This window comes from Antribacter sp. NEAU-D49 (genome assembly GCF_057158775.1).
Map to the genome: position 1 here is coordinate 68,238 of NZ_JBXTSN010000015.1, position 15,348 is coordinate 83,585.

Sequence of the window (15,348 nt, forward strand, 5' to 3'; positions counted from 1 at the left end):
GCATCCGAGGGCACCCGGTGAGCGTCTCCGGCCTCGCCGCGGCGCTGGACGCGCACGCTGCCCTGGGCGAGACCGCCGGAGTAGGGCCGGACGCCGCGCGCGCCGAGGCCGAGCGGCTGGCCGCCGCCGTGGCGGAGTCGTCGCCCCGCGCCCCGCAGGCCTGGCTGGAGGCCACCGGCCGGCCGCACGGCAACAGCGCCGCCGCGTCGCTCCAGCCCTTCTTCGACGCGGCGATCACCGCCCGCCGCTGGCGCTCCGCGCCCACCGACCTGCTCGCCCGCCTGCTCGCCGACGGCTCCCCGCACGCCGCGGCTTACGCCGAGTCGCTGGCCACGGTGGTCGACGCCGCGGCAGCCCTCGGCGAGCCCAGCATCAGCGCGATCGCCGCGGCCGAGGGCACCAAGGCGGTCCACAGGTCGGCGGCGGCAGGCACGACGCCTGCACCGGGCGGGCCGGCCCCGAGCACGTCCGGCCCGGGCCGTCTGCGCGCGGCCGACCTCGATCTCGGCCGCCTCACCGGCTCCACGCTGCCGCCCGGCGTCCCGTCCGTCGACTCCATCCTCGACGCGCTCGGCCGCCACACCCCCGCGGGCACCGCGCCGCCCTCACCGTCCGCCCACCCCGGGCCGACGACGCCCGGCGCACCCTCCACGGGAGGCGAGACCGCAGCGGCGGGCGAGCCTCCGTCGCCCCCGGAGCCGGAGGTGCCGCAGAAGTCGCTGGAGGAGCTGCTCGCCGAGCTCGACGGCCTGATCGGCCTGGCGCGCGTGAAGACCGAGATCCGGCGCCAGACCGAGCTGCTCCGCGTGGAGCGCCTGCGCACCGAGGCGGGCCTGACCAAGCCGTCCATGACCCGTCACCTGGTCTTCGTTGGCAACCCGGGGACGGGCAAGACGACCGTCGCCCGGCTCGTGTCGGGGATCTACCGCGCCCTGGGGCTCCTGGAGAAGGGCCACCTCGTCGAGGTGGACCGCTCGGAGCTCGTCGCCGGCTACCTGGGCCAGACCGCCACCAAGACCACCGAGGTGGTGCAGCGCGCCCTCGGCGGCGTGCTGTTCATCGACGAGGCGTACGCCCTGGCGGAGGACCAGTACGGCAAGGAGGCCGTGGACACGCTGGTCAAGGACATGGAGGACCACCGGGACGACCTGGTGGTCGTCGTGGCCGGCTACCCGCTGCCGATGGCGCGGTTCGTCGCGACGAACCCGGGCCTGGAGTCGCGGTTCGCCAAGACGATCGTGTTCGACGACTACACGGACCACGAGCTGCGCGACATCTTCGCGCTCCTCGCCCGCAAGGCCGACTTCGAGCCGCTGCCGGAGACGCTGGAGCGCTTCGCCGAGCTCGTCGCCCACGAGCCGCGGGGCGAGGGCTTCGGCAACGGCCGCTGGGCGCGCAACATGCTCGACGCCGCGGTGGCCCGCCACGCGTGGCGCCTGCGCGACGTCGCCGCGCCCACCGTGGACCAGCTCCGTCACCTCCTGCCGGAGGACCTGCAGGACGTCGTCGACATCGGGTCCGGCGACCAGCGCGCCCCAGCGGGTGCGTTGTCGGAGGCGGCCGGTAGTGTGCGGGCCGTCACAGAGCCGGGAACCGAGCACGACAGCATCACCGAGGACGAGGAGCCCGCATGACAGTCACCACGTCGCCGCAGGGTGCGGCACCCGGTGCCGCCGCGGCCGGTGCCGCAGCCGCACCGGGGGCCGGCACGCCCGCCGCAACCGGTGGTGGGCCCGGCCGGACCGCGCCCGCGGGCCGCTCGCGGCTCGCACGCCGCCTCAGCGACACGCCCGGGCGGCTCGCCCTGGCGTCGGTGATCGCCGTCGTGGCGAGCGTCGGGCTGGGGGCCATGGGCTTCGTCGCGGGGATCGGTCAGTCAGGTGCCCTCGACGGTGTGCGGACCGACGCGGCCCAGCTGGTGGGCACGCAGGAGCTGCGCAACGACCTCGTGTCGGCCGACGCGACGGCCACCAACGCCTTCCTCGTGGGCGGCCTCGAGCCCGCGGAGGCACGCGCCCGGTACGAGGACGCGATGGACTCCGCGGCCCAGGCCGTCCCCCGCCTCGCCGCCGGCGCGCCCGAGGACACCGGCCTGCAGAGCGTCGGCAGCGCCATCCAGGAGTACGCGGGACTGGTCGAGTCGGCCCGCGCGAACAACCGGCAGGGCTTCCCCGTCGGGGCCGCCTACCTCGACCAGGCGTCCGCGACGCTCCGGTCCGGCACGCTGCCCACGCTCGACCAGGTCGCCGGCGAGACGGCTCAGCGCGTCGAGGACGGGCAGTCGTCGGTCGCCTTCACCCAGACGTTGCTCGCGCTCGTGTGGCTCGGCCTCGTCGTGCTCGTCGGCGTGCAGGTGTGGCTCGCCCGGCGCACGCACCGCGTGCTCAACGTGCGCCTCGTCCTGGGCACCGCCGCGGCGCTCGTCGGCGCCGTGGTCGTGACCGCGGCGGTCGTGGGAGGCAACGGCGTGGCACGCGGCGTCAACGACGGGCCCTACGGCGCCGTCGTGACGTCGTCGCAGGCCCTCGCCCAGGCCACGGACGCAAAATCCATGGAGAGCTTCACCCTGATCAAGCGCGGTTCGGGCCAGGCGTACGAGAACCGCTTCGTCGCCTGCACCGACACGTCGGCCCTGTCGGCCGAGCAGCTCGCGGACGAGGCCTTCGCCGAGGCGCTGGCCGTCTGCCCGCTCTCCGCGGCGCAGATCCTGGAGCAGGCCACCGCGGACGGGCAGCTGGGCGGCACGTCCTCCGCGCTGCTCGACGAGTGGGTGGCGAAGCACCAGGAGATCCGGGCCCTGGACGACGGGGGCGACTGGGACGGTGCGGTCGCCGCGGCCACCGCGTCCGGCGAGAGCACCGCGGCGGCCGCGTTCGACGCGCTCGCCCAGCAGGTCCGCGACGACATCACGGCCTCCGGGCAGGAGGTCGACGACCGGCTCGGGTCGGCCGCCGGGACCTCGGCGACGGCGGCGTGGGTCGCCCTCCTGGCAGGTCTCGTCGCCGCGGTCCTCGCGGCGTCCGGGGTCAACGTGCGAATGAAGGAGTACCGATGAGGGGCATCAGGCGCACGCTGTCGCTCGCGCTCGCTACCGCGCTGCTGGCCGGGACCGCGGCCTGCGCGCCGTCGTCCGAGGTGCCCGCGGGAGTGGCCGCCATCCGGCTGCAGGCGCAGGCCCAGGCGGAGGCAGGGACCGAGGCCGGGGCGGCGGCCGCCACGGGAACCACGCCAGGCGGTGTCCCCGCCGCGGTCGAGGCGTGCGACGACGGCACCCTCCCGGTCGCGTCCTACGCACCGGAGGGCCCGCTGCCCGGCCCCGACGCGCTCCCTGCCGGGAGCACCATGGCAGCCATCCGGGACCGCGGCGTGCTCAGGGTGGGCGTGTCCGCGGACACCCTGCTCATGGGGGCGCGCAACCCGCTCACCGGCCAGATCGAGGGATTCGACGTGGACGTCGCGCGCGAGGTCTCGCGCGCGATCTTCGGCGACCCGAACCGGATCCAGTTCCGCGTGATCACCTCCGGCCAGCGCCTCCCCGTCCTGGAGAACCACGAGGTGGACCTCGTGGTCCGCGCGTTCACCATCAACTGCGACCGCTGGGAGTCCGTCGCGTTCTCCGCGGAGTACTTCCACTCCGGGCAGAAGGTGCTCGTGCCGCGTGACTCCACGGCCACGGGCGTGGCCGACCTCGCGGGCGGGCGGGTCTGCGCCCCGGAGGGCACCACCACGCTGGAGCGCCTGTCGCAGTGGGAAGACATCGAGGCGGTGCCGGCCGCGACGCACACCGGGTGCCTGGTCCTGTTCCAGCAGGGCAAGGTCGACGCGATCACGGGTGACGACACGGTCCTCGCCGGCTTCGCCGCCCAGGACCCGTACGCCAAGGTGGTGGGCGCCGCGATCAGCGACGAGCCCTACGGCGTGGGGATGCCGGCCGACCAGGTGGACCTTGTGCGCTTCGTGAACGGCGTGCTGGAGCGCATGAAGGCGGACGGGACCTGGGCCACCAGCTACTCCACGTGGCTGGGTGTGCTCGGTGCCGCCCCGGCCCCGCCGACGCCCGTGTACGGACGCGTGCCGTGACCCAGAGCGCCTCGGCAGCCTCGCCGGGCGCTTCCGTGGGTGCCGGCCCGGGCGCTCCCGCGGGCGCCGGGTCGGCGGTCCACGCCCCCCAGGCGCCCGGGGGCCTCGGCATCGCCGCGGAGCCTCGCGCCCTGCTCACCTACCTCACCGACCTCGAGGCGTGGCTGGACGCGCGCCGGGCGGAGCTCGACCGGCTCGACGCCGCCGCGCGCCGGTCGGCAGACCCGTCGGCATTCACCGCCGACGTGGTCCTCGCGCTCACGCTCTGGCAGGCGGTGCGCACCCGTACGGACGAGCTGGTCCGGGTCTGGGACTCGGGCCGGGCGAGCGCTGTCGACCGGGAACGCATGTCGCAGCTCGTGTGGGGCCGCCTGGGCGGCGACCCCGCGACCTCGCTGCTCTCGCTGGTCGAGGCGGCCCGGCTGTGCGACGCGCTGGCGGGCCAGCTCGCCACCCGCCTCTCCTACGACCCGCACGCCGCCGACCTCGCCACCCGCGTCCGCACGGTCGCGGCGGGCATCGCCCGCGCCGAGGACGCGGCCCGCGGTGACGACGTGGCCCGTGTGGCCCGCCTGCGCGACCGGCTGGGCAAGGTCCGCGCGGACGCGGCCCGGGGCGCCGACGTGACCGGGCCGCTCGCCGAGCTCGAGGCGGAGATCGCCCGCACGGAGCGCGACCTGATCGTTGCCGGTGCCCGACGCCGGTCGCTCGCCCGGGACCGGGAGCGCGCCGTCGCGCTGCGCGAGACCCTGGCGGCCAGGGCACCCGTCCTCGCGGAGGTCGCCGAGCGGTGCCGCCGCGAGATCGTGGCGCCGCCGCGCCTCGCCGTCCCCGACGTGCACCGCCTGGGCGAGGTGCCGACCGACCGGGACGCCCTCGCTACCTACGTGGAGCGCCTCGGCGCCGTGGAGCGCGCCCTCGACGCGTGCGAAGAGGCGTACACCTCGCCCCTCCGCGAGCGCGCCGAGCTGCGGTTCCGCGTCAAGGGGCTCCTGAACCGTGCCGACCGCAACGGCCGCGCGGCCTCGGCGACCGTGGTCGCCGGCACCGCGGAGGCCCGCGAGGCCCTCGAGACCACTCCGTGCGACCTGGCGCTCGCCCGCCACTTCGTCGACCAGCTGGAGGTCCTCGTGCGCGACCTCCCGGAAGGACACCGATGACGACCGAGACCTGCGTCGAGCCGGGCTGCACCGGCACCATCGAGGACGGCTACTGCAACGTCTGCGGGTCGCCCGCGGGCGGCAGCGGCGCGGGGGCGGCGTCGGCCGCCCCCGCAGGCAGCTCCACCACGCCGGTGGGCGGCGCGGCCGCGCTGGGCACGTCAGGGCTGGGCACCGCCGGGCTCGGCACGTCGGCGATCTCGCCCATGGGCGAGGCCGCCACCGGGCGCACGAGCTCGGCGCGGCTGGCGAGCGTGGCGATCGGCTCCGCCCGCACCACGGCGGGCGGCACGCGGGCGACACGCAGGATCGGGACGGGCTCCACCCGGCTGCGCGGTCACCGCCTCGGCGCGGGCCTGACGACGGTCCCCCCGGCGCCGGTGACCGACCCCCTCCAAGCTGTCATGGCGGTCCCGGAGCTGGCCGAGAGCAAGCGGTACTGCCCCTCGTGCGGTGAGCCCGTGGGCCGGTCGCGCGAGGGCGTGCCCGGCCGCTCCGCGGGGTTCTGCGGGCACTGCGGCACCCGTTACGACTTCACGCCCACGCTGAACCCGGGCGACCTGGTGGGCGGCCAGTACGAGGTGGTGGGCTGCCTGGCGCACGGCGGCCTCGGCTGGATCTACCTGGCGCGTGACCGTAACGTCAACGGCCGGTGGGTGGTGCTCAAGGGCCTGCTGAACTCGGGCGACAAGGACGCGTACGAGGCGGCGGTGGCCGAGCGCCAGTTCCTCGCCGAGGTGGAGCACCCGCTGATCGTCGAGATCTACAACTTCGCGCTGCACGAGGGCGCGGGCTACACGGTCATGGAGTACGTGGGCGGGCGCTCCCTCAAGCAGATGCTCGCGGAGCGGCGCGACGCCAACAACGGTGTCAACGACCCGTTCCCCGTGGACCAGGCGATCGCGTACCTGCTCGAGGTGCTGCCCGCGTTCTCCTACCTCCACGACCACGACCTGCTGTACTGCGACTTCAAGCCCGACAACATCATCGCGCAGGGCGACGGCGTGAAGCTGATCGACCTGGGCGGCGTCCGGCGTGCCGACGACCTGACGTCGGCGATCTTCGGCACGGTGGGCTACCAGGCGCCGGAGGTGCCCGAGCTGGGCCCGTCGGTGGCGTCCGACATCTTCACGCTCGGCCGCACGCTCGCGTCCCTGGTGCTCGACTTCCGCGGGAACACCACCGTCTACGCGGCGTCGCTCCCGCCCGTCTCCGAGACGCCCGTCTTCCAGAAGTACGACTCGTTCTACCGCTGGCTCGCCAAGGCGTGCGCCCCGGAGCCGGCCGACCGGTTCGCCACCGTGGACGAGGCCCGCGGCCAACTGCTCGGCGTCCTCCGCGAGGTCGTGGCCACCGACAAGGGAGCGGGTCACGCCGCGACGGCGTCGGCCACGTCCGTGCTGTTCGACGCCCCGCTCACCGACGAGGCCGACCACCCCCTCTCGTGGGACCAGCTCCCCACCCTCAAGGTGGACCCGGGCGACCCGATGGCCAGCTGGCTCGTCGGCGTCAACGTGGCCGACCCGGAGGCGCGGATCGCCGCCCTGGAACGAGCTCCGGAGCAGACCGTCGAGGTCCGGCTCGCCACGGCGCGGGCGGCCATCGAGGCCCGCCGGGGCGACCAGGTGGCCCAGGTCGTGGCCGCGATCCTCGAGGAGGACCCCTGGGAGTGGCGCGCGGCCTGGATGCAGGGCCTGCACCTCATGGCGACCGGCGACCCGACCGGGGCACGCGCCTCGTTCAACGCCGTCTACGGCCAGGTCCCGGGTGAGCTCGCACCCAAACTGGCGCTGGCCACCGCCTGCGAGCTCTCGGGCGAGCCCGGCATCGCCGAGCAGCTCTACATGGTCTGCGCCCGCTCGGACGCCAACTACATCGGCCCGGCCGCGTTCGGCCTGGCCCGCATCCGTTCCGGTGCGGACGACCACGAGGGCGCCCTCCGGGCGCTCGACCTCGTGGGCCCCACGCGCAGCTCCTACGGTGACTCGCGGCTCCAGCGCGCGCGGATCCTCGTCGGCTCCGGCGGAGGGCTCCCCGCGCTGGCCGACGGCGTGTCGGGGCTGGAGGGCGCTCCCGTGCCCGACCGCCAGCGCACCCTCGTCACGGTCGACGCCCTCACCTCGGCGCTAGACCTGGTGATCCGCGAGGGCGCCCAGCCGGGGCTGCGGGTCGGTGACGCGGAGGCCACGGAACCGGCACTCCGGGACGGCCTCGAACAGGCGCTGCGCCACCTGGCGCACCTCAGCGAGGACCGGGCGGAGCGCGTCACGCTCGTCGACCGGGCCAACGCCGTCCGGCGCTGGACGCTGCGATGAGCGATCCCACCAGCAAGGAGACAGGCAGCGAGATGAGCACCGACACGGCCGCGGTCGTCACGTGCCCCCAGTGCGGCGAGGTCGCTGCACCGGGAGCACGGTTCTGCGAGGGCTGCGGCACCAGCCTCACGCCTCCGGCACCCGACGGCGCCCCCGGCGGGCCCCCGCACCCGGGCCTGACGGCACGCCCGGGCGAGGCCCAGGAGGCAGCGGCGCCGCCGTCGGCCACCGTGCTCGACCCCGACCCCGACTCCGGCGTGGTGGCCGCGGCCCGGCCCTGCGCCTCCTGCGGGGGCCGCGTCGCGGCCGACGGGTACTGCGAGGCGTGCGGCACGCCCGCACAGTCCGAGCGGGACCACTTCGAGGAGCAGCCCGCGTCCTGGGTGGCCGGCGTGTGCGACCGGGGCATCCGGCACGCGCGCAACGAGGACGCGATGGCGCTCGCGACGGGACCCGCCCCCGGCACCAGCCCGGACCGCTTCGCGGCGCTCGTGGTGTGCGACGGCGTGTCGAGCGCGCCGGACTCCGACGTCGCCTCGCTGGCCGCGTCGCGAGCGGCGCGCGACGTGCTGGTGACCTACGGCCCGGGCGGTTCCCCGGCATCGGGCGCGCCCGTGGCCGGCGGCACGTCCGCGCGCATCGCCGGCTGGACGGACGCGCTCGTGGCCTCGTCGCGGGCGGCGAGCGCGGCGGTCGTGGAGGCCGCCGCGACGATCGCGGCCGGGCGCTCCCCCCAGGACCCGGTCCGCGAGCCGCCGTCGTGCACGTTCGCGACGGCCGTCGTGGACGGCGACCTGGTGGTCGCGGGCTGGATCGGCGACTCGCGCGTCTACTGGCTCCCCGACTCCGGCGAGGCCGAGCAGCTCAGCGTCGACGACTCGTGGGCGCAGGAGATGATCGCCGCCGGCATCCCGCGCGAGCAGGCCGAGAACGCGCCGCAGGCGCACGCCATCACCCGGTGGCTGGGTCCGGACGCCCCGGACGCCGACGCCCACTGCGCCGCGACGGTGGCCCGGGGACCCGGCTGGCTGCTCGTCTGCTCGGACGGGCTCTGGAACTACTGCTCGCCCGCGGGCGACATGCTCGACCTGGTGCACCGGGTCGAGCAGGAGCACGCCGGAGAGCCGCTCGCCATGTCGGGCGCGCTGGTGCGCTGGGCCAACGAGCAGGGCGGGCGCGACAACATCACCGCCGCGCTCGCACGCCTCGTCCCCACGGGGCGCGACCAGATCTCCACGGGCCAGCCGGCTCCCGCCGCACCGTGACCGTCCGACTTCGATAGCCTGCTAGTCACCTGAACCCGAAGGAGCCCACAGTGGCCGATTTCACCGCCGAGGTCTTCCAGAACGAGTTCCTCTCCGACGGCGCCACGGACGTGCACGCGATCGTGACCGTCACGTGCTCGGGGGCGGGGACCGCGGGGGGCGTCGGCTCCACCAGCGACGGCTCCACCGCCGAGATCATCATCGTCGACACGTCGGGCTCGATGCAGGGCCGCAACATGGAGTCGGCCAAGCACGCCGCGGCGGTGGCCGTGGACCAGATCGCCGACGGCACGTGGTTCGCCGTGGTCGGCGGCTCGCACGTGGCCGAGCGGATCTTCCCCTACCCCAACGCGCGCGTCTCGATGGTGGCCATGGAGCCCGGGGCGCGTGAGGAGGCCAAGCGGGCGATCGCCCGCATGGCGCCCGGCGGCGGCACCGCCATCTCCACGTGGCTGCGCCTGGCCGACGACCTGTTCGCCACGGTCCCCGCCACGCAGAAGCACGCGATCCTCCTGACCGACGGCAAGAACGAGTCCGAGGCGACGGTCAACCTCGACCGCGTGATCCAGCAGGTCACGGGCCACTTCCAGTGCGACGCCCGGGGTGTCGGCGACCGCTGGGTCGTGGAGGAGCTCCGGAAGATCTCCACCGCACTGCTCGGCACCGTGGACCTCATCGCGCAGCCTGAGGACATCGCGGAGGACTTCGCCGCGCTGGTTCAGAAGTCCATGTCGCGCGGCGTCGCGGCGGCCGACCTCCGGGTCTGGGCGCCCCAGGGCGCGCAGGTGCTGTTCGTGCGCCAGGTCGCCCCCACCGTGGAAGACCTCACCGCGCGGCGCAGCGAGGTCAACCCCCTCACCGGCGCGTACCCCACGGGCGCCTGGGGCGACGAGTCCCGCGACTATCACGTCGCGGTCCGCGTCGCGTCGCGCCCGGTGGGCTCCGAGCAGCTCGCGGCCCGCGTCCAGCTCGCGGTCGGCGGCGAGGTGGTCGCGTCCGGCCTGGTCAAGGCCAGGTGGTCCGACGACGACGCGCTCACCACGCGCATCAGCCCCGAGGTCGCGCACTACACCGGCCAGGCGGAGCTGGCGTCCGTGATCCAGGAAGGTCTCGCCGCGAAGGCCGCGGGCGACGAAGCGACGGCCACCGTCAAGCTCGGCCGTGCGGTCCAGCTCGCCGCCGAGACGGGCAACGACGAGGCCACCTCGCGCCTGCGCAAGATCGTGGAGGTGGAGAACGAGGAGCAGGGCACCGTCCGGCTGAAGCGCAACACCGCCAAGCTCGACGAGATGGCCCTGGACACCGCGTCGACCAAGACCACCCGGGTCCGGAAGTCATGAGCGTCGTCTGCCCGGAGGGCCACACCAGCACGTCGACGGACTACTGCGACGTCTGCGGTGCGCCGATCGCGGCGGCTGCGTCCGCGGCGCCGTCGGGCCCGGCACCGGGCCCCGCGGCGGGTCCGGCGGCGGGCGGGGCCGCGCCCTCGGCGGCCGGCTCGGGCGGCAGCGGCCCGGTGACGTGCCCGCAGTGCGACGAGCTGTCCCCCTCCGGGTCCTTGTTCTGCGAGAACTGCGGATACGACTTCACCACCGGCACGCCGGCCGTCCCCACCCCGCCGCCGTCCGCCCTGGACCTCGATGACCTCGGCCGGCCCGGTGCGGGCCCGGTGCACGCACCGGGGGCACCGGCCGACCCGGCCGAGGTCTCCCCGGAGAGCGGCCAGGCCGTCGTGAGCCCGCCGCCCCCGGCGGGCGCGGGCCAGGGTTCTGGCGCGACCCCGGGACCTGGCGGGTCCGCCGGGGGAGGCGAGGCGCCGTCGTCGGGCACAGGCGGGCTCGCGGCGCCCGCCGTTCCCGGCCCCGACACCTGGGTGGCCGAGGTCTGGATCGATCCGGACTGGTACGCGCACGAACGACCCGAGGACCCCATGCCGTCGCCGGGCCTGCCGGGCCTGGTGACGCTGCGGCAGCGCAGCCTGCTCGTGGGCCGGCCGTCCAAGTCCCGGGGCATCCATCCCGACATCGACTGCGGCACCGACGCGGGGGTGTCCCGCCGGCACTGCCAGCTGTCGTCGGACGGGCAGCGCTGGTGGGTGGAAGACCTGCAGTCGGCGAACGGGACGTACGTCGCCGCCGCGGGCGAGCCGCTGCCCGACGACCCGATCACCCCCGGCCAGCGCCGCGAGGTGGCCGACGGCGACCGGGTCTTCCTGGGTGGCTGGACCCGGCTCGTGATCCGCAAGGCGCTGCCGGGCGAGGCCTGACGCCCTGCCCCTCCCCGAGCGGGGTCAGGCGCGGCGCAGGCGTGCCGCGAACAGGCCGAAGGCGATGAGCGCCGCCGCGTTCACCGCCACGAGGACCCGGTAGTCGACCACGGCGAGCAGGGCCGCGCCCAGGAGCGTGAAGATCACCGCGGGGAAGTTGTTGAGCAGGTGGCTCGCCGCTGCCGTGCGGCCCTGCAGGCGCGCCGGGGTGCTGATCTGGCGCTCCGTCACGTAGACGATGACGGTCATCGTGATGCCGAACCCCAGCGGCGCCATGGCCGCGACCGTCACGACCAGCACCTCGAGCGTCATCAGCGCCATGCCGAGCCCGGCCACCACGAGCCCGCCCGCGAGCACGGGAACCCGGCCGAAGCGGTCCATGAGCCGCGGCGTGACGAGCCCGGCGACGAACCCGGCGATGCCCTGCAGCACGGTGACCGGACCGAGCCAGGCGCTGGGGATGCCCACGCCCTCCAGGAGGGCGAAGGCGACCGCGTTGATGAGGCCGGTCGCCGCCATGGCCCCGAGCGTCGCCACCGTGAGGCCGGCGAGCGGCTGCGTGCCGAACAGGTGACGGAAGCCTGCGGTGAGCCGCGCGAGGTACGGCTCGACCTCGGCGGCGGGCTCGTGCGCCGACTCCGTGAGGCGCACCAGGGCGAAGACACCTGCCGCGCCGGCGAAGGCGAGGATCGTGCTGACCACGAGCGGTACCGGGCCGGCGAACGCGTAGACGCCGGCCCCGACGAACGGCATGCCGATCCGGAACGTCTGGTCGATCATCGACAGCCGCCCGTTGGCGTGCCCCAGGGCCTCGTCCGGCATCAGGTCCCGCAGCAGACCGGACTGGCAGGCCCCGGTCACGTAGGCGACCGACGAGTACAGGACCGTCACCAGGTAGACCACCCAGACCTGGCTCGCGTCGTGCACCCACAGCAGGGGAACCAGGGACGCCGCGCCACCGGCGTAGGCGAGGGCGATGAGCCGGCGGCGGGAGAAGCGGTCGGCGAGCTGGCCGAGGAACGGCGAGGCGAGGGCAGGGATGCCGAGCAGGGCGAAGGTGGCGCCGCCCAGGGCGGCATTGCCCGTGAGATCGGTGACCCAGACCGCCAGGATGAGCGTGAGGACCGAGTCGGCGAAGTTCGAGAGCGCCCAGCCGACGGTCAGGGTCCGGAAGACCGGGGTCCGCAGGGCGGCCTTGGGGTCGGCAGCGTCCGAGACGCCGGGGGTCGTGGCCCCGGTGTCGGCCGCGGGGTCGACGGGAGTGCTCATGCTCGCTCCTCGGTCTCGAAGTAGGTGGCGCCGAAGAAGTGGGCGCGGAGAGCGCCCTCGGGTCGCTGCGCCGGGTCGCTGCGCCCGGCGAACCGGTCGGTGATCCGGTCGAGCTCCCGCGACAGCTGGTCCAGCTCTTCACGGGTGGCCCAGAACGCCTGGCTGGTCTGGGTCGTCGCGAGGACCTCGGCGGCGTCGGCCCCGTCCACCGCCGCGACCCACCCCTGGATCCGTGCGAACTGCTCGGCGAGGTAGACGGTGGCGAACGCCTTGGCGGCGTCCACGGACCCGGGGACCGCGAAGTCGGGCCGCACGCTGAAGCTGCCGGAGGAGCGCCACGGGCGCTCCTTCCCGCGCGGCTCGGCCCGCTCGACGAAGCCGTACTTCTCCAGCTGGCGCAGGTGGAACGAGCAGCTCGCCACGGACTCCCCGATGCGCTCGGCGCACTCGGTCGCGGTGAGCTCCTGCTCCGGTCCGAACAGGTTGAGCAGCTTGAGCCGGATGGGGTGGGTGAGCGCCCGGATGTTCTCGGGGTTGCTCGCGACGGTCTCGGACATGACGCCCATCCTAGGACGCTAAAGACACCTTGCGCAAGGGTTCTTTAGCAAGGAACCTTGATCGATCCGTCACCGCCCCCCGAGCGGCCCGGAGAGCCCTCCGGAAAATGTCGTGCGCAACACAGCCGTAACCTGCGAGAGTAGGGATCGCGCCACCCCAATCCGGCAGAAAGCCGGGCATTCGCGCGCGCCATCCCGCCCTATATCGGGCACACCGTGCTCGACGTCACGTTGTGGACATGCCCGATTCCGGTGAGGATGTAACACGACGGAAACACTCCGCCGCACCCGGCCCGACCTGGGCCCACCACCAGACCCGCGCACCCAGCGGATCGACCCGAAGGACACACACACCATGTATCTCCAGGCCATCTTCGACTCCGTCCGGATCGAGCAGCGCGAGCAGGTCCGCGACGCCGAGCGCTCGGCGAGCGCCCAGCGACGGCTCGACCGTCGTCGGCGCGGTGCGGCCAGCACCCGCAAGCCCGCCCGGACCGCCTGAGCCTCCGGTGCCCCGGCACCCCGGCCAGGTCTCACCCGACAGGCCCCTCCCCCGTCGCCACCGCGACGAGGAGGGGCCTTCTCGCATCCCGGCCCGGACGGTCCCGGCCGGCGGCGTCCCGGCGCCCGACCCTGGCCGGTCGGCCTAGAGTGTGCCCGTGAGTGCAACCCCGAACGACCGCATCGTGTGGATCGACTGCGAGATGACCGGCCTGGACACGCGCGCCGACGCGCTGGTCGAGGTCGCCGCGGTCGTCACCGACTCCGAGCTCAACGTGCTGGGCGACGGCGTGGACGTCCTCATCGCCCCGCCGGCAGCGGCCCTGGAGCAGATGAACGACTTCGTCCGCACCATGCACACCACGTCGGGCCTCCTCGACGAGCTCTCCGGCGGGGTCACCCTCGCCGAGGCGGAGAAGCGTGTGCTGGAGTACGTGCGCGAGTGGGTCACCGAGCCCGGCAAGGCCCCGCTGGCGGGCAACTCCGTGGGTACCGACAAGATGTTCCTGGACCGCGACATGCCCGACCTGGTGGGCTACCTGCACTACCGGATCATCGACGTCTCCTCGATCAAGGAGCTCGCCCGCCGCTGGTACCCGCGCGTCTACTTCGCCTCGCCCAAGAAGGGTGGCGGGCACCGCGCGCTCGCCGACATCCTGGAGAGCATCGACGAGCTGCGCTACTACCGTGAGGCGCTGTTCGTCCCCCAGCCCGGCCCCGACACGGCCACCGCGCGCGCCGTGGCGGCGAGCGTGACCGAGACCTCCGTCACGAAGCGGTCCACCACCTCGTAATCGGGTCTGCGCCGACCGCCGGAGCATGTACACTTTTCGACGGTCGAGGTCATCGGATTCTCGTCCAGATCGAGTACGACATGGTGGGTATAGCTCAGCTGGTAGAGCACCTGGTTGTGGTCCAGGGGGTCGCGGGTTCAAGTCCCGTTACTCACCCCATGGAAAAGGCCCCCTCGCTGCGGCGAGGGGGCCTTTCGCGTGCCGCCGCGGTGCGGCGGCACACGAGGGATCAGGCCAGGCGGGCCACGATCGCGTCCGCCAGCCGCTCGGCCGCCTTGGCGTCGCCCGAGAACTGCATCCAGAGCGACGGCTCGGTGAGCTCGAGCTCGATGACCATCGGGGTGCCGTCGTCACGCGTGACCAGGTCCACGCGGGCGTAGAGCAGCGGCTCGCTGGTGCCCAGCTCCTGCACGGCAGCGGCCAGCGCACGGCGGGCCACCTCGACCTGCGCCTCGGACGCCTCGAACGGCGTCATGACCTCCTCCTGGTACAGGTTCTGCGCGGGGCGCGACGGCCCGGTCAGGAGCGCGTTCTTCCGCGCGGCGTGCGTGAGCTCGCCGTCCACGAAGACGAGGCACGTCTCGCCCGCCGTGTCGACGCTGGTGACGTAGGGCTGGATCATCGCCCAGCGGCCGCTGATGAGCAGCTCGTTCGCGTGCTTGATGGCCAGCGCGCGCGACTCGGCCGAGATGGGCTGGTAGCGGCCGGTGTCCTGGGCCCCCGCGCTGACGACCGGCTTCACCACGAAGTCGCCGAACGCGGGCATGCGCGTGTGGATCGCACGCTTCGAGAGGTGGCGCTCGGGGTCCAGCCAGATGGTGGGGATGACCGGGACCCCCGCCTCCTCGAGCACCCGCAGGTAGCGCTTGTCGGTGTTCCAGCGGAGCACGTCGGCGCTGTTCAGGAGGTGCGGCACGGAGTCGGCCCACGCCAGGAACTCGTCGCGGCGGGGCGAGTAGTCCCAGGTGGAGCGCACGACGACGAGGTCGTAGGACGACCAGTCCACCGCGGGGTCGTCCCAGACGACGGCCTCGGCGGCCACGCCACGGGCGACGAGGGCACCGAGGAGGGGACGGTCGTCGGCGTCCAGGTCGGGCAGCGCGGAGCAGGTGGCCAGGGCAACACGGGCGTTCGAAGTCAC

Annotated in this window: 13 protein-coding genes and 1 tRNA gene; 11 read left to right on the forward strand and 3 right to left on the reverse strand. The window is 74.4% G+C overall.

The window, feature by feature from the left end; all coding sequences use genetic code 11:
* Window positions 1-17: 17 nt before the first annotated feature.
* Genes AC060K_RS13010 through AC060K_RS13045 form a run of 8 tightly spaced genes read left to right on the forward strand, consistent with a single transcriptional unit; the run spans window position 18 to window position 11,086 of the window.
* On the forward strand, window positions 18-1,634 hold the full coding sequence (locus AC060K_RS13010) for an AAA family ATPase (RefSeq protein WP_483765818.1): 1,617 nt from the start codon (window positions 18-20) through the stop codon (window positions 1,632-1,634).
* Complete coding sequence (locus AC060K_RS13015; RefSeq protein ID WP_483765819.1) at window positions 1,631-3,055, forward strand: hypothetical protein; 1,425 nt, start codon at window positions 1,631-1,633, stop codon at window positions 3,053-3,055. Before AC060K_RS13010 ends, AC060K_RS13015 begins: the two co-directional genes overlap by 4 nt.
* On the forward strand, window positions 3,052-4,080 hold the full coding sequence (locus AC060K_RS13020; RefSeq protein WP_483765820.1) for a glutamate ABC transporter substrate-binding protein: 1,029 nt from the start codon (window positions 3,052-3,054) through the stop codon (window positions 4,078-4,080). The genes AC060K_RS13015 and AC060K_RS13020 overlap by 4 nt, the downstream gene beginning before the upstream one ends.
* Window positions 4,077-5,240, forward strand: a complete 1,164-nt coding sequence (locus AC060K_RS13025) for a hypothetical protein (RefSeq protein ID WP_483765821.1) — start codon at window positions 4,077-4,079, stop codon at window positions 5,238-5,240. Before AC060K_RS13020 ends, AC060K_RS13025 begins: the two co-directional genes overlap by 4 nt.
* Window positions 5,237-7,555 (forward strand): serine/threonine-protein kinase, encoded by a 2,319-nt coding sequence (locus tag AC060K_RS13030; RefSeq protein ID WP_483765822.1) that lies wholly within the window; start codon window positions 5,237-5,239, stop codon window positions 7,553-7,555. Before AC060K_RS13025 ends, AC060K_RS13030 begins: the two co-directional genes overlap by 4 nt.
* On the forward strand, window positions 7,552-8,820 hold the full coding sequence (locus AC060K_RS13035) for a PP2C family protein-serine/threonine phosphatase (protein WP_483765823.1): 1,269 nt from the start codon (window positions 7,552-7,554) through the stop codon (window positions 8,818-8,820). Before AC060K_RS13030 ends, AC060K_RS13035 begins: the two co-directional genes overlap by 4 nt.
* Before the next feature lie 50 nt (window positions 8,821-8,870).
* Window positions 8,871-10,160, forward strand: a complete 1,290-nt coding sequence (locus tag AC060K_RS13040; RefSeq protein WP_483765824.1) for a VWA domain-containing protein — start codon at window positions 8,871-8,873, stop codon at window positions 10,158-10,160.
* Entirely contained in the window at window positions 10,157-11,086 is a 930-nt protein-coding gene (locus AC060K_RS13045) for an FHA domain-containing protein (RefSeq protein WP_483765825.1), read from the forward strand. Before AC060K_RS13040 ends, AC060K_RS13045 begins: the two co-directional genes overlap by 4 nt.
* Window positions 11,087-11,110: 24 nt before the next feature.
* Here AC060K_RS13045 and AC060K_RS13050 read toward each other — a convergent pair whose 3' ends face one another.
* Together AC060K_RS13050 and AC060K_RS13055 are read right to left on the reverse strand one after the other, a co-directional pair.
* Window positions 11,111-12,355 (reverse strand): MFS transporter, encoded by a 1,245-nt coding sequence (locus AC060K_RS13050; protein ID WP_483765826.1) that lies wholly within the window; start codon window positions 12,353-12,355, stop codon window positions 11,111-11,113.
* The gene (locus AC060K_RS13055; RefSeq protein WP_483765827.1) at window positions 12,352-12,912 is read right to left on the reverse strand and encodes an ArsR/SmtB family transcription factor; all 561 of its coding nucleotides are present in this window, start codon (window positions 12,910-12,912) and stop codon (window positions 12,352-12,354) included. Before AC060K_RS13055 ends, AC060K_RS13050 begins: the two co-directional genes overlap by 4 nt.
* 355 nt (window positions 12,913-13,267) lie before the next feature.
* Here AC060K_RS13055 and AC060K_RS13060 point away from each other — a divergent pair, with 355 nt between their 5' ends.
* The 3 genes from AC060K_RS13060 (at window position 13,268) to AC060K_RS13070 (ending at window position 14,366) form a co-directional block, all read left to right on the forward strand.
* The gene (locus AC060K_RS13060; RefSeq protein WP_483765828.1) at window positions 13,268-13,414 is read left to right on the forward strand and encodes a hypothetical protein; all 147 of its coding nucleotides are present in this window, start codon (window positions 13,268-13,270) and stop codon (window positions 13,412-13,414) included.
* A gap of 157 nt (window positions 13,415-13,571) precedes the next feature.
* A complete protein-coding gene (gene orn / locus AC060K_RS13065) occupies window positions 13,572-14,207 on the forward strand; it encodes an oligoribonuclease (protein ID WP_483765829.1) in 636 nt (211 codons plus the stop codon).
* 83 nt (window positions 14,208-14,290) lie between these two features.
* Window positions 14,291-14,366: transfer RNA gene (locus AC060K_RS13070), tRNA-His, on the forward strand.
* Window positions 14,367-14,436: 70 nt separating this feature from the next.
* Here the strand turns inward: AC060K_RS13070 and AC060K_RS13075 are convergent.
* Window positions 14,437-15,348, reverse strand: a complete 912-nt coding sequence (locus tag AC060K_RS13075; RefSeq protein WP_483765830.1) for an ATP-grasp domain-containing protein — start codon at window positions 15,346-15,348, stop codon at window positions 14,437-14,439.

Coding starts and splice junctions, on each gene's coding strand:
- AC060K_RS13055 (WP_483765827.1), bottom strand. CDS start 12,912: ATGTCCGAGACCGTCGCGAGCAACCCCGAGAACATCCGGGCGCTCACC.
- AC060K_RS13050 (WP_483765826.1), bottom strand. CDS start 12,355: ATGAGCACTCCCGTCGACCCCGCGGCCGACACCGGGGCCACGACCCCC.
- AC060K_RS13060 (WP_483765828.1), top strand. CDS start 13,268: ATGTATCTCCAGGCCATCTTCGACTCCGTCCGGATCGAGCAGCGCGAG.
- AC060K_RS13020 (WP_483765820.1), top strand. CDS start 3,052: ATGAGGGGCATCAGGCGCACGCTGTCGCTCGCGCTCGCTACCGCGCTG.
- AC060K_RS13030 (WP_483765822.1), top strand. CDS start 5,237: ATGACGACCGAGACCTGCGTCGAGCCGGGCTGCACCGGCACCATCGAG.
- AC060K_RS13045 (WP_483765825.1), top strand. CDS start 10,157: ATGAGCGTCGTCTGCCCGGAGGGCCACACCAGCACGTCGACGGACTAC.
- AC060K_RS13015 (WP_483765819.1), top strand. CDS start 1,631: ATGACAGTCACCACGTCGCCGCAGGGTGCGGCACCCGGTGCCGCCGCG.
- AC060K_RS13035 (WP_483765823.1), top strand. CDS start 7,552: ATGAGCGATCCCACCAGCAAGGAGACAGGCAGCGAGATGAGCACCGAC.